This is a genomic window from Colwellia sp. 12G3, from assembly GCF_002836775.1.
Lineage (GTDB): Bacteria > Pseudomonadota > Gammaproteobacteria > Enterobacterales > Alteromonadaceae > Colwellia.
In genome coordinates this window covers 194,882-216,783 of the sequence record NZ_PJAQ01000028.1, presented here as the reverse complement: position 1 = coordinate 216,783, position 21,902 = coordinate 194,882, and the positions used below count along the sequence as shown (strand labels likewise).

Genomic DNA, 21,902 nt, shown 5'->3' with positions numbered 1-21,902 from the left:
TTAAATCATGGTTACAATTAAAGACGTTGCACGGATCGCGGGTGTCTCTACCTCAACGGTATCACGTGTTGTTCGTAAGCAGGGAAAAGTTGGTAAAGTATGCCGAGCAAAAGTACAAAAAGTTATTGATGAATTAGGCTACAGGCCTAATATTAACGCACAGGCATTAGTGAGTAAAAAATCAAATTCGCTTGGTGTTGTTATTCCACAAGTATCGATGCCCTTTTTTGGCTCGTTAGCGTGTGGCGCGGAAGAAGCAACAAAAGAAAATAATTACCGTGTGCTTATTATTAATGCGCTTGAAAATGAACAAGCAGAGTTAGACGCAATTGATTCTTTATTGCAACATCGTTGCGGTGCCATTGTTTTTCATAGTGTGCATTGTAGTGATGAAACCTTAGCTGACTTGGCTGAAAAAATACCCGGTTTAGTGTTGATTAATCGCTTAGTCTCAAAAGTAGCCCATCGATGTGTATGGTTAGACAACAACACAGGCGCACAAGAGGCGACCCGTTACCTGGTGAATAAGGGACATGCTGATTTTGCTATCATTACTCGCCAAGATACCAACCCTGATTCTCAAGTACGTTTAGATGGTATTCGAACAGCGATAAACAATGCCAATATTCAATTAGATACCTCATTAATCGCTTATGGTGATACCGCTGATATGGATGGTGGCAGGCAGTCTGTCAGACACTTATTAGACCAAGGGAAAAAATTTACTGCCGTTTTATGTTATAACGATAATATGGCCGTTGGTGTAATACATGAATTACATGCAAGAGGGATTCGAGTTCCAGAAGATATCTCTGTCATAGGTTTTGATGATTTACTTATTTCTATTGCTTGTATACCTGAGTTGACAACTATGCATTATCCTATTCGTGAAATGGCAAGTTATGCGGCTAATTTGGCGATAGAGTTATCTGATAATGTCAATTCATCAGGTCGAACTCATTTGTTTATGCCACACTTGATTGAACGAGATTCAGTGAACGTTGTCGATGCTAAATAAGTGTAATAACTAATTGGATAATTCAACCTTTCGTCAAAAACTCGCTTTAGGTAGCGGTTTTTTTTGTTTATTATTTTTAGATAAAGCGTGCGATGCTTTAGCTATTCCGTTTTATCAAATGACGTTAGGGGTTGACCCTTTCTTATTTAGTATTGCCTTAACTATACCCATTGTTCTTTCTGCATTTCTAGCGCCATGGGTAGGGCAACTCTCAGACAACTCTACCAGTCGCTTTGGTCGACGTCGGCCTTTTATTTTTGTAGCGGCGTGGTTAAGCGCCATATTTTTTGGTTTGATGTGGATGGTTCCAGATCACTGGACTACTAACGCACAGCTGCTCTATTTTTTCATCATATCATTACTCTTTCATACAACGGTTACCTTCTATACTGTGCCGCTAACTTCGTTGTCTTATGAGATCACCCTTGATGCTAATAAACGCATTAAAGTTATGGAAATCAACACCTACTTTATAAAATTAGCGTCACTGAGTGTGCAGTGGCTTTTTCCTCTTGCTTCGCTGGCAATATTTAGCAGTGTTTTTATTGGTGTTAAGGTCGTGGGATGGTTTATCGCTATTATTGTGATAGGTTTGATAGGCATGTTACCGGCTATTTTTGTAAAAGAAGAAATTTCTGAACATGACAAAGCCCCCGATAAAAAGGCTTCCATTGTCGAGAATATAAAAGTTATCAGTAAAGTCCCTTTGATGAAGTTAGTTTTTGCTCTGGTTTTTGTGCAAGTTGGCTTAGCGGCTTTTGCGGCTAAAATGGACTTTTATGTATTAGTTTATTATATGTTTGATGGTGATGTTGCCGAAGGCGCCATTTGGAAAGGTGTATTGTCTGTGGGTTATGCCGCAACTGCCGCGATTTATATTCCGATTGTATCCTGGTTGTCGAGAAAATTTGGCAAATTCACGGCGCTTAAGTTTATTTTTACCCTGACCATGATTGGTGGTATGGGAAAATGGTTTATTTATACACCAGGGGTTCAGTGGTTGTTATTACTTGATCCCATTTTCTGTGCCGGTATTTGGACATCAATGTCGATTATCGTTCCTGCTTTAGTTGCTGATGCAAGTGATCAGTTTAGGGAAGACAAGAAAATTAACAGAGGCGGTGGTTTTGCTGCCATGTTTCATTGGTTTATTGCTGTCAGTGTCATATTCTCACTTTTACTGAGTGGTATGACTTTAAGAGCCATTGGTTTTGATGCCAGTCTAGGTAGTGATCAACCCTCAGATTCACTTCAAATAATGAAAATGATATTATCATTAGGCACTGTTATTCCAAGTCTGGCGGCAGTAGTTATTTTAAGCCGATATCAAAAGTCCTCCCAGTTAATAAACTAGTTCAAGTAGTTAAGTACTCAGAGCATCCATTATTTTAAATAATAATATTTACGTAATTTTACACTTATAACTTGTGGGAACGTTTTCCTTTGTTGTTTTTATAGCGTATTATTTAAATATCTAAATCTATATTTAAGTGAATTAAATAATGCGTAATGTTTATCTGAAAGTTATCCTTTTCTTTAATTTAAGTTTAATGATTCTGTTGAGCGGCTGTAATGCCAGTGGTGAAGGCGAGCAAAGTTCTATCAATGACGATGTCAATGTCAATGTTGGTATTAACAATAACAATAACAATCACAATAAACCCAATATTATTTATATCATGGCGGATGATATGGGCTATGGCGACTTAGGCGTTTATGGCCAAGATAAAATTAAAACCCCTAATATTGATAAACTGGCTGGTGACGGTATGCGTTTTACCCAGCACTATGCTGGCGCCACAGTTTGCGGCCCTTCAAGGGCTAGCCTGTTAACAGGGTTACATGGCGGCCATAGTCCGATTCGCGGTAATCCGGGCTGGACTAACAGTGGCGGCGTGGTGGATTTAAAACCCACTGATATCACAATTGCCCAAATGCTTAAGACTAACGGTTATAAAACCGCTGTAATTGGTAAATGGGGGCTCGCTGAAAGTAAAGAGACTGAAACCAAAGAAGCGGGTGAAGGCGATTGGTTGTCGGCAATGCCATTACAACAAGGCTTTGATTACTTTTTTGGTTTGAAAGGGCACCTTGCTGCACATTATTATTATTGGCATCGTTTGTTTGAAAACAACACGCCATTTGAACTTAAAGACAATGATCATATGAATAACAAAGGTATTTATACCCATGACTTATTCACTGAAAAAGCCATTGATTACGTCAAAGAACAATCGTCTGAACAGCCTTTTTTCTTATATCTAGCTTATACCATTCCACACCTTGCGCTTACGGTTCCCAATGATTCTAAAGAGCAATATTTAGATTTGGGATGGCCAAAACGCATGATGAACACACAAGGACATTATCGTAATGATCCAGAGGGAAATACCACCTACGCTGGTATGGTCTCGCGTATGGATAACGATATAGGGAAATTAATGGAGGCGCTAAAACAGCAAGGTCTTGATGAAAACACTTTAGTTATTTTTACCAGTGATAATGGCCATGAATACGACAAAGGATTTTTCAACAGCAATGGCCCACTTAAAGGCAGTAAACGCGACCTTTATGAAGGCGGCATTCGTATTCCCTTTATTGCTAAGTGGCCAGGTAAAATTAAAGCAAACACAAGCTCGGATCATATTTCAGCCTTTTGGGACATGATGCCAACATTTTGTGATTTAGCGGGTGCTAAAAACTGCCCAGTGACTGACGGTATTTCAATCTCGAATACCTTACTTGGTCAGAATGAACAACAACAACATGAGTATTTGTATTGGGAATTCAATGAATCAAGAGGGCCCTTACAAGCGTTGAGAAATGATAATTGGAAACTGGTTAAGCGTTATAACAAACCCATTGAGCTCTATGACTTATCGAAAGATATCGGCGAATTGAATAATCTTGCCGCTGATTATCCTGAGGTAGTTAAAGTATTATTGGCCAAGGTAGATTCAGCCAGAACATATCATCCTGAATTTACCTTGAAGAAATTAGTTAGCCCCTATAAAAAAATGGCTGAAGAAAAAAAGGCAAAAATAAGGTGAATAAATCATGAAGGTAAACTCGTTAGTCAGTTTGACAAGTATCTTTTTTTTAGCCATCGTTATCAGTCTGTTTATTAACGTTAATGCATCAGCACTGACTCAAAGCCAAAGTGTAGCGAATGATAAACAGAGTTTTAATGACGACTGGCGTTTTGCCAAAGGTGAATTAAGTGGCGCCGAACAAGCAAACTTTAACGATGACAAATGGCGTTCACTTAGATTACCGCATGATTGGGCAATAGAAGGACCCTTTTCAAAAAAATACAGCGCACGTAATGGCGGTTTACCTGTATTTGGTACAGCTTGGTATCGTAAAAGCTTTACCTTAGCAAAGCACAGTCAAGGTAAGTTAGTGTCGGTTACCTTTGATGGTGTAATGGCCAACAGCCAAGTTTATGTTAATGGTAAATTAGTCGGCGAACGTCCGTTTGGCTATATTGGCTTTCACTACGAGATCAGCCAATATTTAAAACCCGCAGGTGAAAAAAATATCATTGCGGTTAAAGTAGCGCCGGAAAATTATGCAGCTCGCTGGTATTCTGGCTCAGGTATTTATCGTAATACTTGGATAGAATTTAACGACCCCGCACATATCAAACAATGGTCTACTCAAGTATCAACTCCAGTTATTGCTTCAACGTCAGCTCAAGTAGCTGTTAGCACAGTGATTGCCAATAACGATGTGAAAAATGACTTATCTGTAGAGTTTTCAATTATTGATGCCAGCGGTAAGGTTGTCGCTAGTAAACAGAAAAAAATTACTGCTTCAAGTATTGATGATTTAACTATTAGTGAGTTATTAACCGTATCAAAACCTCGACGCTGGGACATAAATGACCCCTATCGCTATCAAGTGATCACTACATTACTGCACAAAGGTAAGGTCATTGATAGTGATAAGCAGCCCTTAGGTATTAGAACCATTGAATTTAAAGCGAAAGATGGTTTTTGGTTAAATGGTCGTCGCGTTGAAATTCAAGGGGTTTGTTTACATCATGATAATGGCCCATTAGGTGCTGTTGCCAATACCCGTGCAATTGAACGTAAACTTGAAATCATGCAATCCATGGGCGTGAATGCGGTTCGGACTTCACATAACCCACCATCACCAGAGCTAGTAGAACTTGCCGATAAAATGGGCATCTTGTTGCAAGTTGAAGCCTTTGATACCTGGAAAAAAGCCAAAGCAACGGTGGTTAATGGTTATCACAAACATTACGATAAATGGTCGGAACGTGATCTAACCGATATGGTTAAAATTCACCGCAATAACCCTTCTATTATCATGTGGAGTATTGGTAATGAAATTTATGAACAAAAAAAGAAAGACGGCTGGAAATATTCTAAACGGTTAACGAAAATAGTTAAGCAAGCTGATCCTACCCGCCTTGTTACCGTAGGCTTAAGTGATTATCCAAACTTTGTACATAGTAAAATTGCTGAAGAAGTTGATATTGTTGGCTTAAACTACAAGGCGACAGAATACGCTGATATTATCAAAATATTTCCAAACAAACCTATTTTGGGCAGTGAAACCTCGTCAGTCGTTAGTACACGTGGTGAATATCACTTTCCGGTAAAGCCATTAGAGAAACATCCCTCTAAGTATATAAGTAGTTATGACATGTACGCACCGTACTGGGCTTATATACCTGACATTGAATGGGATGAGTTAGATAAAAATCCGGCGGTAATGGGCGAGTTTATTTGGACCGGGTTTGATTATCTTGGTGAGCCAACGCCGTACGGTGGTCGTGATCATGGTGACCAATTTTATTGGAATGCTGATTGGCCAGCACGGAGTTCGTCTTTTGGTGCGGTTGATTTAGCGGGTTTCCCTAAAGACCGTTTTTACCTGTACCAAAGCCGCTGGACAACAAAGCCAATGGTGCATGTATTACCGCATTGGAACTGGCCTAATCGCGTAGGCGAAACTATCCCTGTTGTCGCTTATACCAATGCTGAAGAAGTTGAACTGTTTGTTAATGGTGTATCGCAAGGTCGAAAAGTGAAGGGCGTTGATAAAATGCGTATTCCTGTTGAGTTACGCTACAAAAAAGACATAAAGCATTTTGATTCTCCATACCGATTAAGTTGGGATGTAGAGTATCAAGCGGGCAACATCAAAGTTATAGCCTACAACCAAGGTAAAGCCGTTGCGGAAAAACAAATATTCACCGCAGGTCTGCCAGCACAAGTAAAACTGACGGCAGACAGAACAGTACTAAGTGCTGATGGTTACGACTTAGCATATATCACTGTTGATGTGCTAGATAGCAAAGGCAATTTTGTACCTTATGCTGACAACTTAATTCATTTCACTGTAAAAGGGGCTGGAAAAATTGCTGCTGTGGGTAATGGTGATTCAGCGACTATCGAGCCGTTTGTTGCCGATTATCGTCGCGCCTTTAATGGCAAAGCCTTGTTGATTGTTCGCACCATTAAAGGACAAACGGGTGCGATTGAAGTGAGTGCTTATAGCAAAGAGCTTAATATCAAAGCTATTAAGTTAACAAGCAAATAAACTTACTGAACAAATTATAACGCTCTTAAATAGGAGCGTTATTATTTTGTATCCTTATTACTTTGGAGTTCTGTTGTGAAAGTTCTTACTACTACATTTCGCTCAAGCATATCTTTATTTCTTTTTTGTTTATTAACATCATTTTTATCCCAAGCAGAGTCGCTTTTAGCGACTAAAAATATTCAGCTTAAAAACGTTAATGCGAATGCAGAATTTACTACTAATTCACAACTGAAGGTCGGTTTAAAAGGCCTCAAAGGCAGTGCAGTTAACCTGAAACCGAAAGATAAACCGTGGGATTTATCTCAATATCATGGTTTAAATATCGAGTTAGTCAATACAAGTAAGCAACGAATAACTCCTTCAGTCAAACTGACCTCTTCGAACAGTAATAAATGGCAATATATTGATAGTTCGATTTACCTTGAACCGGCTGAAACAAAAACATTATCGATTAACTTTTTAATAACAGGCCCAGAATTTCAAAAGCGATATCCGCAATTCATCAAAATGAAGGCTGGACCAAGTGCTATTATGTCTAGTTGGAAAGGCATTGATCTGAAGGCCATTAATCAAATTAGCTTTTCAGCATTAAGCGGAAAAAGAAGTGTAAAAGGAAATAAAAAAGAAAGTGACAAGGGCAATGTAAAAGGCCAGTCAACGGATAGCTCAGCAAGTAAAGTCTCCTATTTAGTTAAAAATATTACTGCTTTTACCCTTGATCAACTTTTCGATTACCCTGAAAAAACATCCTTTCCATTTGTTGATGAATTAGGTCAATACTTGTCAGCACAATACCCAGGGAAATTACAAAGCGCTGCGTTATCAATAGAAGAACAATGGCAAGCAAGAGAACAGCAAGAACTAGCCGATCTTAAAACGCACACAGGCCCTGACAACCGCTCAAAGTGGGGCGGTTGGTTAAAAGGCCCTAAACAAAAAGCGACAGGTCATTTTTATACTAAACAAATAGCGGGTAAGTGGTGGTTTGTCGACCCAGAAGGTTATTTGTTTTGGTCGCATGGCGTCACAGGCGTGGGTCATAAAGGTGCAAATACTTTGATTAAAGGTCGAGCTTCATATTTTAAAGGCTTACCTAGTAAATGGGGGGCATATAGTGACTTTTATTCACATGATCGTTTCGACTTCACTCAAGCAAATTTATTTAGAAAGTACGGAGAAGACTGGAAAGACAGTTCAATTAAGCGCAATCACCAACGCCTTAAAAGCTGGGGCATGAATACTTATGGTAATTGGTCACAGCCTGAAAACTTTGGCGATAATAAAACCCCCTTTACCGTAGCCGTTCACTATAAAAGCAAAATGTTAGAGGCAAAATTCATGACCCATGGGACCAGTACTTTGCTAACAGCATTAAAGATAGTTTGATAGCCAAGAAAGCTGATGAAGATGCAGACTCGCCATGGAATATCGGTTTTTTTGTCGATAACGAATTGCACTTTAATAATGCTCCAGTCTATAGCGATATTATTACTAGTGCGCATAAAAATCAGCCAGCCAAAATCTATTTCGTTGACTATTTAAAGAATAAATACCAATCAATAGACAAGTTAAATCAATCTTGGCAAACAAGCTTTTCATCATTTAATGCATTGTTAACAAGCCGAAAAAAAGTTGGCTATAAGATGTTCAAAGCCGATGCCGATTGGTTTTATCAGCAATTAGTCGAGAAATACTATCAAGTTTGTCGTGACAGCGTAAAAAGCATTTACCCCAATCATTTATACCTAGGTAGTCGTGTACATGGCGATACCAATGAAACGGTGTTAAGAGCGGCTGAAAAATACGCCGATGTTATTTCTTATAATCTTTATCACCGTAATTTAAAAGGTTTTACTACAAGAGCAAGCGCTTTAACCAAGCCATTAATGGCTACAGAGTTTCACTTTGGTGCACTAGACCGTGGTGTTTTTCATACGGGCTTGCAAGGCGTCTCTAGCCAAGAAGAGCGCGCCCAACATTACTATGAGTATGTTAAAAGTGCCTTAAACAACCCGTTGTTTATTGGTACCCATTGGTTTCAATATCGCGCGCAAGCTATAACCGGGCGAGGCGATGGTGAAAATTATCAAATTGGTCTCGTTGATATTACCGACACACCATACCCAGAAACCATTGAAGCGGTAAGAGAAATTGGTTATCAATTGTATGAAACTCGTTGGAAATAAGCCCCTTATTTAGGTCGTTTGAATTTATTTATAATAAGAGAGAAAGTTATGACGCTTACATTTAAAGGTATTTTCGCCTTTGCCATTTTAGCCACTTGTTTAAGCACTTATGCTGAAAATATAGCAGCAAAAAAAGGTGAAGACAGCTCCAAAGCTCAAGGCAAATCCGAAGCCCAAGAGAAGCCAAATATTTTGTTTATCGCTTTTGATGACTTAAGGCCATTAATTGGCGCTTATGGTGAGCCAGAGCCAATAACGCCCAATTTAGATGCGTTTGCCAATGATGCTGTTCGATTCAATCGTTCGTATGTCAGTTATCCTTTGTGTAACCCGTCAAGAGCTTCAATGCTGACAGGGGTTCGTTTTGATCTGGTCGCAGAAAACTGGAAAGACAACAAACACCAAAAACTTATCGAAAAACAAGCGACCTGGCCTAGTGTGCTTAAAGATAATGGCTATTGGACTGCCACTAAAGGCAAGTTATATCACGGCAAAGTGCCTAAAGACGATAAATCCTCTTGGGATATTGCTGGAGGAGGCGGTAAAACCAAAGATGGCGAAGCTAAAGTCCTTAAAAGAATCGTTGAGATAGGTGGCCGTGCAGATCAAATTCAAATTTATAAAGAAAATGGCGCAGGCCCCGGTTCATTAATGTATGCCTCGGTTGATGCTCCGGACAACTTCTTAAAAGATGGACAAGTGGCTGAAAGTGTTATTGACTATATCAAGAATAAACGCGATAAAAACAAGCCGTTTATGATTGTTAGCGGTTTTTCAAAGCCTCATATGCCTTGGGTTGCACCTAAAAAATATTTTGACATGTATCCCGAAGATGCAGGGAAATTGGCTTATTTTCCAAAAGGGGCAAAAGCTGCCTTCGATATCAGTAAATACAAAAGTAAAACTCGCAATGGTTTGTGGAATGAAGGGGTAGATGACAAAACCGCTCAAAAACTTATTCGCGGCTATATGGCTAGTACTAGTTATGCTGATGCGCAAATGGGTAAAGTGATACAAGCCTTAAAAGACGAAGGTCTTTATGAGAGCACCATCATTATTGTTTGGGGTGATCATGGTTACCATTTAACTGACCATGGTTTGTGGCGAAAAAACACACCGTATCATGTTTCCTTGCGTAGTCCTTTGATGATAAAAACGCCGAATACTATAGGCGGTACCGTGGTCGAAAATATCGTTCAAAATGTTGATATTTACCCAACACTGATGGAACTAACAGGCGCTAAATTAAACGATAAAATCAAACTGCATGGTAAGAGCCTTGTACCGCTACTCTCTAATAAAAAGTCTAATAAAGGGCTAAATAAAGAGCTTAATAATGAAGCAGCGCAAGACAAGGTTGTTGAATGGGAAAATATTGCACATACAGCGGCGGTAGGAAGCCATGGTGTTGTTACTGATAAGTATCGATTTACCATAATGGAAGATGGCACGCGTCATTTATATGACCTGCAAGCAGACCCAGATGAATGGAATAACCTAGCAAGCAATGCTAAATACAAAACAATGATCAATGATTTTGAGCAAAAAATGAGTAAAGTCGTTTGGAATAAACCTCAGTAGTCATTTATACCAATTTCATTAAATTAAGTGCCAATACCTGCGGCTATGTACATAGCCGTAGGGATGTCATACCTAGTGGTTCAATCAATTCCTCGGTGTAGCGCGTAGCGCCTCGGTGGTAGCAATATTTTCTTTGTTGTTAAGGGGGTTAAGTTATTAGTGATTTTCACCACCGGGCCATTTCTAATAAAGAGCTGAAGTGATGGGGTAAGATAATTGATTTAGGAGAACCTCCTGCATTATCTAATAAGCTACTCAGTCATTACTTTTCTCTTGTTTTTTGTTTTTCTTCTGCTTTTTATATTCGGCCAGTGCTTTTTTGTGTTCTTTCTTAGCCATAATTAAGCCTGTAAAAGCAGGTTCATCAGCAAGCTCATTTTCCCAAGCAGCCATTTCACCTTGTTGTTTACTATATGTTTCGGTTTTGGTTTTGACTAAATTGGTGGTTTCGGACAAATCTTTGTCTAAATCATATAAATGCTTTTGATCATTTTTCTTAAATAAAATGGTTTTATTATTATCACGTCGAGCCGCAACGATACCTTTGTCAAAATTACGCCAAAATAAAATTTCGTGTGGTTGGCTGGTGTTTTCACCGGTAACATAAGGCATTAAATTAACGCCATCTAAAGGGCGTTCTTTTGCTATTGGCGCGTTAGTTAAGCCAGCAAATGTTGCTAAAATATCAAGTGAACTTACTGAATTATTATACGTTTGCCCCGCAGGAACTTTTCCCGGCCATCGCATGGCAAAAGGTACGTGAATACCGCCTTCAAAATAATCTCCTTTATGACCTCTCAATTCACCATTGTCTGATGCGTTTTTAGACTCAGGGCCACCATTATCAGAAAGAAAAAATACCAAGGTATTATCATCAAGTCCTAGTTCATCTAGGGTTGCTAGTACTCGACCAACACCATCATCAACAGCTGTTATCATGGCTGCATAAGTACGGCGTTTACCTTTTGGAATGTGCTTATTGCGATCTAAATATTCTTTGCTTGCTTGTAACGGTGTATGTGGAGCGTTATATGATAAATATAAAAAGAAAGGATTGTCGTGTTCGCGTTTAATAAACTCAACTGCCGACGTTGATAACTCATCAGTAAGGTATTGTGTCGTTTCTACACGTTTATCATTCTCTAGTAGTTTGGTGCGATACCAAGAGGTCCATGCTTTATCAGGCGATTGTGTGAGCCCTTCTGCAATATCTTTATAGATTAAGTCTTGTGGAAAGTATTGATGACCACCCGCAAGAAAGCCATAAAAGTGATCAAAGCCACGTTTATTTGGGGTAAGTTCAGGATGTGAGCCCATATGCCACTTACCAATGATGCTTGAAGTGTAACCGACTGGTTTTAACACTTCAGAAATCATTTTTTCTTCAAGTGGCATACCTGATTTTATATCGGTTGGATCCATATGAGGGTTACGGTCAAAGCCGAAGCGACCTTGATAACGGCCGGTTAATAAACCTGCGCGACTAGGACCACAAACCGCGTAACTAACATAGCCATTATTAAATTTGGTTCCTTCATTGGCGATACGGTCAATGTTTGGTGTTCTTATGTCTTTACTGCCATTAAAGCCAACGTCTGCGTAACCTTGGTCGTCAGTTAATATAACAATGAAGTTGGGTTGTTGTGCCGCAAAAATTTGGCTACTGGTAATAAGCAGACCTATGGTTAGTAACTGTTTAATAGTATTCATTGTTATTCTCTTATGTGTCTTTTGATAAAATTAAATGTTATATTTTACAAACTATACATTGAAATGGCAACGTTACCATTTATTTGTGTTGTTAAATTAATATTACGCAAAAAAAAACGTCAACCGATAAAGTTGACGTTTTTAGTTCAGATAGGTTAATAGAGGCTTATGGGTTTTTTATTATCGTTACATCGTCTAAATAAGCACCTTGTTGACCAGCCTTTGGACGCCAAAAGTATACATTTACTGACGTTGTATCTGGTCCTGTAACAAAAGTTAACTGATGCTGGGTATAGGCTGAATCTATAATGTCAACTTTAACTAAGGTGCTGTTGTCTTCAGAATTTTTAGCGCCAAAGACAACTTTACCATTGGCTGTATCATCCACTTTAGCAAAACCGCTGATGGTATAGCTAGTATTAGGGAGAACGTTAATAACTTGGTTAGCTGAAGCGTTACCGTTTAACTGCAATGCTTGGCTTGCTGAATTTACCTCGGTATTTGTTATACTGACAGCGTTCCATGTATGCCAATTAGTCAACCCTTGTTCAAAATCACCATTAGGCACTTCAGCTTTAAACTCATTGAGCTCCATTAAGTCAACAAAGGCTGATTCATTATCACTTGGCGGTAACCAAGCATAAACTTGAACTGCGTATTGATCAGATGCTGTGGTAAAGACAACCGTATGTTTGGTGTATTGGGTGTCAACTATGTCTGAAGTACCCATTCCTTCATTATTTAAGTTGTTAACACCTAAGACAACTAGCTTATTACTATTGCTAACTTTCATATAAGCAGATAAAACATAGGTGGTATCAGGTTTAACAGTAACAATTTGACTTAAAGAGCCTTTGTCTAAAAGTTTCACAGCACTGTTGCCACTATAAACATCATTGGTTATTAAACTGGGCTGATTCCATGTATCCCAATCATTTAAATTACCTTCGAAATCACCATTAATGATCGGATCTTCTACAGCTACGGCTTCAATGTTAAATTCGACCATGGTCAAGGTATATGGCTGAATGGTCGCCATATAATTACCGGTTGTGCCGTTGTTCCATAGGCCAATACTGGTTAATTCACCTGGAGCACTAAAACGTTTGGCTTGACCAACTGAGATGATGTCGTAACCGTTTATTGAAAATTCAGCGCTTTCATTACTATGCCTTTTACTCAGTAGATAAACGTAAGCTTTGTCACCTTTAATTACCGTAGTAGACATTATTTGATTATCAGCTGAACTACTCTCTACTACCGCACCATTAACGGCATATTTGTACAATTCAAAAACTTTAGCCATCGGGCTTGGGGCGTAATTATCATCAGAATTAACCAAGAACTGAAACTCTGCTGTTGAGCTACCTGACCATTGTGTAGACCACATTGAAGCTAGCTCTAAACCGCCTTGGATAAATTGCATTTGCATTTCAGAAGCCATTAGCGCAGTTTTATATGGAGTGTGCTCTGGGTTAGTATTGTGATCACCCGGTGCAATGTTCCACTCTAAAGCCGCTAGCTTAATATGAGGCTTACCTAGAGCTGCGGTAAAATTGTTGAAATAGGCGATTTCTTCGACAAAAGTACCACCATCGTAATAAGCGGTTTCATTTTCCATCGGGGTTTTAGCTTTCCAAGCATCCCAAGTTGACACTCCCCATTTCCAATACCAATGCACATCAATGTAGTCAATATTATTGCCAGCAACATTGATTATCGTTGTATAGTCATTGGTATTTGTTCTAATTTTGTCGGTCCAGTTGGCGATGATTTTAGCGTCGGGTACTAGAGTTTTAATGGCTGCTGCATAAATATTAAGCTGCTCGCCATAAACTTGTGGAGTCCAATGTTCGCCGTCACCATCTTTGTCTTTGTTGTAACCATTACCTTCATGGTAGGTTTCGTTATCAAGGTAAAAGTATTTGACGCTGAAGCCTTTTGTTAGGCAATAGCTGATCATATCTTTAGCTTCTTGTAATGCTTCGGCTTCTCTGTCCCATTCAATACCTGAACTCATATTAATGCCTAACATAGGCTCAGTGCCTGCCGCATTGGTGAGGGTAATATACTCGTCTAAGTCCATGTACTCAGAAGCGTCTTTGTCTCCTGCAGAGTTATAGCTAGGATCCCATTTATCAATCCAACCAACACCGGTTAAATCATTCCAATGATACATGGTCGCTACTGTGCCGCCAGGCCAACGAAGAAATCCAGCGCCAACGTCTTTGTATAATTGAGCCATAGTGCCGTCAGCATAAATAGCGTCGGCTTCTTCAGAGTAGACTAGACCATGACCCTGTATCATCGGATTAACGGTGTGGCTGACTTTTGTTCCATCAATGTCAATTTGAACCGCTGCGCTTAAACAGGCGCTAATTGAGCATAAGCTCAATGCTAGTATTTGTAAGCTCTTTTTCATTGTCATTCCTTATTATTATAATTATTTTTTCGTTAGTTAGCTTATTTAGTGCTTAGGCGGACTGAACGAATTTGCTATTAGTTTTAGAATTGAACATGATAATAAATAACACAAGTTTACAGGGCTAACAATAAAAAAGGGAACGTTATCACTATCATTCCTCTTTGGTGGTTATTAAGTGACTGTTTGGTAACGAGTTTTAATTTTGTTGTTTTATTTGTATAGAGGATAGGTAATTATTTTCATTATTTGTGGTATCGTTACCACTAAGTTTTACCTGTATAAAACCAAGCTTAATTATATTTTAATAGAGCAAAATTACTTCCTAAATAATAAAGTATTACGTATCACTGAGGAGATTAGAAGATGAAAAAAATTAGGGGTTGGGAGGTTATTTTATTATTGACCTTGTTTATCGTCGTTAATGCAGTTATGGCTACTGAAAATCAACAAGTACCTGACTGGGAAAATCCTCAGGTTATCAGCATAAACAAAGAGCAAGGACATGCCTTTGTGCGTCCTTATGCCTCTGAAGTAGAAGCTTTAGGTCAATTAGATTCCAGCAGAATTCAATCATTAAATGGTAAGTGGCATTTCAATTGGGTTGGACATCCAGATAAGCGCCCTAAAGCATTTTATAAAACTGATTTTGATGTTAGCCAATGGGCTGAAATTGATGTACCGGGTAATTGGCAAACTCAAGGTTATGGTCGTCCCATTTATACCAATCATCCATATCCATTTGCGAAAGACCAGCCAAGAGTGATGACCGAGCCGCCTAAAGATTACACTAATTTCTATGACCGTAACCCTATAGGTAGTTACAAGCGAAAATTTATTGTCAGTGCTGGTTTAAAAGCAAAACAAACGTTTATCGAATTTCAAGGAGTTAAATCAGCCTTTTATCTTTGGGTTAATGGCAAAAAAGTTGGCTACAGTCAGGGCAGTATGACCCCGGCAGAATTTGATATTACTCAATATTTGGTTGCTGGAGAAAATGATTTAGCGGTTGAAGTATATCGTTGGTCTGATGGTAGTTATCTTGAAGGGCAGGATATGTGGCGCTTTAGTGGCATATTCAGAGATGTTAACTTAATTGCTCGCCCAAAAGTGTTTTTACAAGACTTCTTAGTTACCACTGATTTAAAAAATAACTACCAAGATGCACAATTTAATCTTGATTTTGAACTTTCAGGGGCTTTAAAGGATAAAAGCTTGCAAGGCGCTCAATTGGAAATGAGCCTGTATTCTCCTCAAGGTAAACTAATCTCAACTCAACATAGCAAGGTCAGTGATTCAAATGGCAAGCAACTGGGTAAAATATCTATAGCACTTGAAGATGTTAGTCTGTGGAGTGCTGAATCAGCAACGCTATATTCTCTGATGATGACAGTTAAAGATAACAAAGGTCATGCATTAGAGTATATTCCTTGGTCGTTTGGTTTTAAAGAAAGCAAAGTTGAAGACAACCAATTTTGGGTTAATGGTAAATCAATAAAAATTAAAGGCGTTAACCGCCACGAGCATCATCCAAGAATGGGGCGCACTGTTGATTTAACAACCATGGAGCTTGATATTAAGTTAATGAAACAAGGTAACTTTAACCTTGTACGTACCAGCCATTATCCCAATGATCACCGCTGGTATCAGTTAGCCAATCAATACGGTCTTTATGTATTAGATGATGCTAACCAAGAAAGCCATGGTTATGCAACAAGAAACAAAATATTAGGGGACAACCCAGATTGGACTATTGCGCATGTTGATCGTGCTACATCAATGGTACATACCAATAAAAACTACACCGCAATTGTTATCTGGTCATTAGGTAACGAAGGCGGAGCAGGGCGAAACTTTCTAGCAATGCGTGAAGGTGTACTCAATATTGATAGCTCAAGACCTATTCTTTCAGATACTGATGTATCGGTTTCTGATTTTCTGGAAAGAAGCTATCGCTCTACCACCAATGTTGATGAATATTTGGATAAAGCCAACAAAATGGATAAACCTTTTATCCAACGCGAGTTTGCCCATGCGATGGGCAATTCCTTAGGGAATTACCAAGAACATTGGGATAAAATTTATGCCAATGAAAACTATGTCGGTGGTGCTATATGGGATTGGGTTGATCAAGGCTTAGCCCGCGTTAAAAATACAGCCATGGTCAGTTATGGTAACGATCCTAAAAAGCTGAGCTTAAACCCGAAACGTGAAGTGTGGTCGTATGGTGGTGATTTTGGTGATAGCCCTACCGATGCAGAGTTCTTGTTAAACGGTATCATTTCACCCGATAGAAAACCTTACCCTAGCTATTATGAAGCGAAAAAAGTCCAACAAAATGTTCTGTTTGAAAAAACAGAGGATCCGTTAACCCTTAAAGTAACCAATCGTTTTGATTTTACTAATCTCGATGCTTATGACTTTGTTTGGCAAGTTAAAGACCAAGGTAGCGTGTTAGATAATGGCAACCTGACAGTCACTCTGGCTCCAGGAGAGTCAACGGTTATTAAAGTACCCTTTAGCTATAACAAAGCAAAAGGTAATTCAGCAGAGTTACTGTTAACTGTCACTGCGCAAACTAAAGACAATTCAGTTTGGGCTGAAAAAGGCTTTGAAGTCGCTTTTGAGCAATTTGTGCTAACTCCTTATAAATACGCTAAGTCGGTGGTTGCCGCCGGGAATAAGGTACAGGTAAATCAAAAAGATGATGCCATTACAATAACCGCTAATAATGCCACGTTAAACATTGATAGCGTTACGGGTGAGCTAAGCAGTTATCAAGTTGCAGGACAAGAGCTATTAATAGAGCCGCTTGCACCTTATTTTTGGAAACCTGTTAACAATAATCAAGCCCGCAATAAGTTCATTGAAAGAATGGCGCCTTGGCTGCATGCCGCTGCCTTTCGTCAAGTAAGCTCGGTGAAGGTAAATCAAATCAGTAAAAGTTTAGTGGAAGTGAATGTTGTGGCTCGTTTGGTGGCCAATCATGCACTTTATCAGCTGACCTATCGTATTAACGGTGAAGGAGAGGTTCAAGTTAGTGCTGAGTACACCCCTGATCCAGAGCGAATTCAGCATAAATTTATGCCAAAGTTTGGCATGAGGTTAGCCCTTGATCCTTCATTATCTGATATTAACTGGTATGGGCGCGGGCCATTTGAGAATTACCCCGATAGAAAAACAGCGGCAAAAGTGGGTAACTATCAAAAGACGTTAGCCGAATTTCAAGTACCATATATCTCAGCAACCGACAGCACTAATCGCAGTGATGTTAGAAACTTAAGTTTTGAAAATAACCAAGTTCAACTACAAGTTATTGGTTTGCAGCCCTTTAACTTTAGGGCTTGGCCTTATAATGAGTCTGACTTGTATTCACCAAGCCAATCGAAAGAAAAGTATTCAGTCACCGATAGAATACGACGTAAGCATACTTATGACTTACCTGAACGAGGTTATATCAATGTCAATTTAGACCTTGCCATTCATGGCGTTGGCGGCGATCACAGTTGGGGCGCTAAGACCATGAATAAATACCATGTGCGTGCAGATAAACCGCATAGCTTTAGCTTTGTTCTCAAAGCGATTAAGGTCGATTGATTCCGTATATAACGGCAGTAACTTGGTCGTTTCTTCTATAAAAACAAGAAACGACGAGTGATACTTAAAGGGAACGTTACCTTTATTTTTGTCTGTTATTTAGATTAGAAGGTTCTTTGATTTTATCTATAAATAACAGTTAATTACTCATTTATTGTAGGTGTTTATTTGTGATTTACTTTCAATTAAAAAAATAAATATGACAAAAAACATTTACAAATAATTATAAAAGTGTAGATTAGGTATAACGTTGTCCCTAAGGGCGATTCAATACCATGAACAGTATAAAAATAACAATAGTCAACATAAAACATAAAACATAACAAATTAATTATCAGACAATTTGTTGAGTTACTAACATAGAAATGTATACGGGGAACTATAATGAGCATTATTTCAATAAACAAAGTTGCAGCAGCGGTTGCGGCGACATTATTACTGGCAAGTACATCTTCATTTGCTGCTGACGAACTGGTTGAATATTTTCCTGATGGTGATTTAGAAGGGCTTACTGGGTTTGAAGCTTCAGGTTGGGGTATGGGTAATTTAGTTTATGAAGCACCTACTGGTATTTTCTTATTCAGAACTGCAGTCGATGCTGACGGTAATAAAATACCCGTTTCAGCTTATGGTCAAATAGGTACAGGTTGGTCAAGATATATTGATAACACCAGAACTCAGGCCGCAGGACCTCAATCTCTTCCAGAACGATCTGAACACGCACCTGCAGGCAATGACACCAACGTTCAATTTCAAAATCATATGCGTTCAGCACATTCTGATGGTCTTGCACGTGAAGTAGAAGGAATACAAGTTGGCGTTACTTATTATGTAAAAGGAGATGGCGCAACCAAAGGCACATTACAATGGGCCTATGCTTATTCTAAACAAGGTGCTCCTGTTGATGATAATGGTAACTCGGAAGTGACATTAGTTGCCTTAACGAATACTGTACTTTCGGACAATGCATGGGTAACCCTTGAAGACAGTTTCACTGCGCCTGCTGATACGGATATAACTCAACCATTTAAAGTTTACTTGCGTACCGCTGATTTAGCGCCGGCTGTTATTGTTAAAACTGAATATGCCAGAATGTGGGTTGATAATTTTTCATTAAAGGGACCAGAAATTCCTGATGCTGATGAAGATGGTATTAGTGACTTATATGATAAGTTCCCTAATAATGCTGCAGCAGCCACTGATACTGATGATGACGCTATGCCAGATGACTTTCTTGACAGTTGCGACCAAGCCTGTATTGATGGCTCTGGTTTAACCCTAGATAATGATGATGATAATGATACCGTTCTAGATATCAATGATGCTTATCCTTTAGACGCAACTAAAACTATCGAAATAGAGATTGGTCCAGACTTCTCAATGTTTATCGAAAATACTACGATTACCCTTGATGCTAGTGAGTCAGTACCCAACAGTGATGTCGGTACTTATTCTTGGTTACAGTTATCAGGTACTGAGGTTACACTTGCCCCAGATGGGCAAACAGTCTCTTTTACCGCGCCTGATGTAGAGGCAATAGAAGAAGCCGAATTTGAGCTAACTATTGAAGATGCTATTAACACGGAAGTAGCAACATACCCATTAACTATTGTACCAACGCCTGCCACAGTAACAGCAAGTGCAACAATAATGGGAATGGATGAAGCTAACGGTTCTACCATAGTTATCGAAACCAATGAAGATGGCATAGAGATCGAAGTCGAGTATATCAATGTAGCTGTTGGAGACGTTATTGTAATCAGTGGCAGCGCAACAACGGACAGTGAAAACATCGAGGATAATGAGTTTACCTATTTATGGAAGCAATTTAATAGCTCTATGGGTGACCCTAGATGGGATCAACGATTTGTCGCCGGAGGCGGAATCTCAGAGTCAGAATTTACCTTTACTGTACCGGAGTGGAACGAGGATACACCGATAGTATTTCAACTCACTGTTGATAATGGCGTAAATTGGCCAGACACTGAGAAACGCTTTGATGCATCAGTTGATACTGCCACTATCAAGGTGAACCTTGTTAAAACGCAATCACCGGTACCAGATGGTGGTTCGTTGGGCTTTATCGGTATGATGTTACTCGGTGGTTTATCATTGGTTAGACGTTTAGTAAAATCAAAGAAATAAAAATTAGTAACGAGAAAACTAATTAAATCAATTAAAGCTATTCAATTTTGAATAGCTTTTTTTTTACCTAGAAGGGCAGATAGTTGGTATTAATGTCCTTCAAACACATGGATTGAGTTTTATGAAAATGCAAAGGTTAAAGATGTTAGTGAGTAAGCTTTTATTAACCTTGATAGTGTCGGCCAGTTTTTCAAGTTTCGCTGATAGTATTGAGCAAGCAGATAGTTATTTTGAAAAACACCAGTATGACTTAGCGCTTAATGAATACCTCAGTATTGCCGAGACTAAAAACCCTAAGGTGTATTATCAACTCGGTGTTATGCATTATAAAGGCTTAGGCATTGAAGCGGATAGTTTTAAAGCGCTGGTGTGGTTTTCTATGGCCGCAGAGCATAACTTTGATAACTCAATTGACATTGTAGATAACTTAATTGCCAATGTTCAACCAGCAGAAAAATCTAAAATAGTCGCGTTAATCAAAACCTCTAAAACAGCATTTACCAAACAAGTTGTTTACCGTAAGTATCAACCACAATTAAATGAAAAAAACTTAGCGCAACGATTCACCTTTGGTGATTATGATGATATTAGTGAAGTTGATGTTCATACCAACGATGGTCTCGATGATTCACAATTGTTCGGTGGACCACCGTCAACAGGAGGTGACCCTTTTGATGAAACGGGTATGATTATGGTTGAATCAAACGAAGATCAAGGAGAGTTTTTTATTCCTGAACCCTATTTTCTTATTGCTGATTACGATATTGGCGCAGATGGGTCGGTTAGAAATATTAGCCAAGTAAAAACCAGTGGCATTGTTGACTCTGCTGTATTTGATTTAACCTTGAATAGTTTCCCTAAACCGACATTTAACGATAAAAACCTTCATTTCATCAACCGCACCTATATGGGCATTGCTCAATATAATCGGTTTAGAATGAAACGAGATTATTATACATTCTATAAAAACATTAAGCGCTTAACCGCTACCTTGAGTGAAAGTGATTTAGTCAAAGATCAATATAGTTATGGCATGGCACTAATGAACTTCCCTTGGTTAACTCAAGAAGATGGAGATGTTAACAGATTACTTAAAGGCGCGGCGGAAAATGGCTATATGCAGGCTAAATACGAGTATGGTTTAAAGTTATATCGCGAGCAGAAAGAAGTTGATCAAGCAATCCATTGGCTTTATGAGGCAGCTAAAGGTGAATTAAGTCAAGCACAGTATCGATTAGCGCGTATATTGCTTGATAGTCCTTGGGTTATCAAAGATGAGACAAAAGCCTTGTATTGGTTAGGCGAAGCCGCCAATCAGGGGCATATTTTTGCAAAACAAACGTCAGCCGAACTTAAGCTGCTCGCTAAAGATGAAAATTTACAAGATATTGCTGGCGCTATTGTTATTTTAGCTGACATTGAAAAGCAACAAGAAGAAGACCCTCAATATCAATATTTACAAGCAATGGCTTTTGCTAAAAAGGAAAATAGAGAACTTACCAAAGCAGTTGAACATATACGCTCAGCAATAAAGTTGGGTAATGGTGTTAATTGGGATATTTCGCCTTGGCAAGCGCAATTGAAAAGATGGACTTCTGGTGGAAATGTTACCATTCACGATCAATAACACTGCGGATAAAATCCCCCATAGTGAACGGATGGGCAT

12 protein-coding genes are annotated in these 21,902 nt (G+C 38.9%); 10 read left to right on the top strand and 2 right to left on the bottom strand.

Annotated features, from left to right (window positions below; all coding sequences use genetic code 11):
• Positions 1 to 7: 7 nt before the first annotated feature.
• The 7 genes from CXF71_RS08745 to CXF71_RS08715 all read left to right on the top strand — a co-directional run bounded on the left by CXF71_RS08745 (position 8) and on the right by CXF71_RS08715 (position 10,362).
• Entirely contained in the window at positions 8 to 1,018 is a 1,011-nt protein-coding gene (locus tag CXF71_RS08745; protein ID WP_101232573.1) for a LacI family DNA-binding transcriptional regulator, read from the top strand.
• Positions 1,019 to 1,031: 13 nt separating this feature from the next.
• Positions 1,032 to 2,372 carry an MFS transporter gene (locus CXF71_RS08740; RefSeq protein ID WP_101232572.1) on the top strand — a complete coding sequence of 447 codons (1,341 nt, stop codon included), beginning with the start codon at positions 1,032 to 1,034 and terminating at the stop codon, positions 2,370 to 2,372.
• A 148-nt stretch (positions 2,373 to 2,520) separates the two neighbouring features.
• On the top strand, positions 2,521 to 4,068 hold the full coding sequence (locus CXF71_RS08735; RefSeq protein ID WP_101232571.1) for an arylsulfatase: 1,548 nt from the start codon (positions 2,521 to 2,523) through the stop codon (positions 4,066 to 4,068).
• 7 nt (positions 4,069 to 4,075) lie between these two features.
• A complete protein-coding gene (locus CXF71_RS08730) occupies positions 4,076 to 6,592 on the top strand; it encodes a glycoside hydrolase family 2 TIM barrel-domain containing protein (protein ID WP_101232570.1) in 2,517 nt (838 codons plus the stop codon).
• A gap of 75 nt (positions 6,593 to 6,667) precedes the next feature.
• On the top strand, positions 6,668 to 7,981 hold the full coding sequence (locus tag CXF71_RS08725) for a hypothetical protein (RefSeq protein ID WP_101232569.1): 1,314 nt from the start codon (positions 6,668 to 6,670) through the stop codon (positions 7,979 to 7,981).
• Complete coding sequence (locus CXF71_RS08720) at positions 7,978 to 8,781, top strand: beta-galactosidase (protein WP_101232568.1); 804 nt, start codon at positions 7,978 to 7,980, stop codon at positions 8,779 to 8,781. Before CXF71_RS08725 ends, CXF71_RS08720 begins: the two co-directional genes overlap by 4 nt.
• Before the next feature lie 48 nt (positions 8,782 to 8,829).
• Positions 8,830 to 10,362 (top strand): sulfatase, encoded by a 1,533-nt coding sequence (locus CXF71_RS08715; protein WP_101232567.1) that lies wholly within the window; start codon positions 8,830 to 8,832, stop codon positions 10,360 to 10,362.
• Between the two features lie 255 nt (positions 10,363 to 10,617).
• On the opposite strand, the gene CXF71_RS08710 is transcribed toward CXF71_RS08715, so the two are convergent.
• Both CXF71_RS08710 and CXF71_RS08705 read right to left on the bottom strand, forming a co-directional pair.
• Positions 10,618 to 12,072, bottom strand: coding sequence for a sulfatase-like hydrolase/transferase (locus tag CXF71_RS08710; protein ID WP_101232566.1), 1,455 nt, complete (start codon positions 12,070 to 12,072; stop codon positions 10,618 to 10,620).
• A gap of 166 nt (positions 12,073 to 12,238) precedes the next feature.
• On the bottom strand, positions 12,239 to 14,494 hold the full coding sequence (locus CXF71_RS08705) for a carbohydrate binding domain-containing protein (RefSeq protein ID WP_198559856.1): 2,256 nt from the start codon (positions 14,492 to 14,494) through the stop codon (positions 12,239 to 12,241).
• Positions 14,495 to 14,860: 366 nt separating this feature from the next.
• Between CXF71_RS08705 and CXF71_RS08700 the strand changes: the two genes are divergently transcribed.
• From CXF71_RS08700 to CXF71_RS08690, 3 genes are all read left to right on the top strand, one after another.
• A complete protein-coding gene (locus CXF71_RS08700) occupies positions 14,861 to 18,091 on the top strand; it encodes a glycoside hydrolase family 2 TIM barrel-domain containing protein (RefSeq protein WP_101232564.1) in 3,231 nt (1,076 codons plus the stop codon).
• Positions 18,092 to 18,475: 384 nt separating this feature from the next.
• Complete coding sequence (locus tag CXF71_RS08695; RefSeq protein WP_101232563.1) at positions 18,476 to 20,236, top strand: hypothetical protein; 1,761 nt, start codon at positions 18,476 to 18,478, stop codon at positions 20,234 to 20,236.
• A 121-nt stretch (positions 20,237 to 20,357) separates the two neighbouring features.
• Positions 20,358 to 21,863: an SEL1-like repeat protein gene (locus tag CXF71_RS08690; protein WP_101232562.1), complete on the top strand. Its 1,506-nt coding sequence runs from the start codon at positions 20,358 to 20,360 to the stop codon at positions 21,861 to 21,863.
• Positions 21,864 to 21,902: the final 39 nt, after the last annotated feature.

Excerpts from the sequence above, each read along its gene's own strand:
- CXF71_RS08745 (WP_101232573.1), top strand. The coding sequence starts at position 8 with ATGGTTACAATTAAAGACGTTGCACGGATCGCGGGTGTCTCTACCTCA.
- CXF71_RS08735 (WP_101232571.1), top strand. The coding sequence starts at position 2,521 with ATGCGTAATGTTTATCTGAAAGTTATCCTTTTCTTTAATTTAAGTTTA.
- CXF71_RS08730 (WP_101232570.1), top strand. The coding sequence starts at position 4,076 with ATGAAGGTAAACTCGTTAGTCAGTTTGACAAGTATCTTTTTTTTAGCC.
- CXF71_RS08715 (WP_101232567.1), top strand. The coding sequence starts at position 8,830 with ATGACGCTTACATTTAAAGGTATTTTCGCCTTTGCCATTTTAGCCACT.
- CXF71_RS08710 (WP_101232566.1), bottom strand. The coding sequence starts at position 12,072 with ATGAATACTATTAAACAGTTACTAACCATAGGTCTGCTTATTACCAGT.
- CXF71_RS08705 (WP_198559856.1), bottom strand. The coding sequence starts at position 14,494 with ATGAAAAAGAGCTTACAAATACTAGCATTGAGCTTATGCTCAATTAGC.
- CXF71_RS08700 (WP_101232564.1), top strand. The coding sequence starts at position 14,861 with ATGAAAAAAATTAGGGGTTGGGAGGTTATTTTATTATTGACCTTGTTT.
- CXF71_RS08695 (WP_101232563.1), top strand. The coding sequence starts at position 18,476 with ATGAGCATTATTTCAATAAACAAAGTTGCAGCAGCGGTTGCGGCGACA.
- CXF71_RS08690 (WP_101232562.1), top strand. The coding sequence starts at position 20,358 with ATGAAAATGCAAAGGTTAAAGATGTTAGTGAGTAAGCTTTTATTAACC.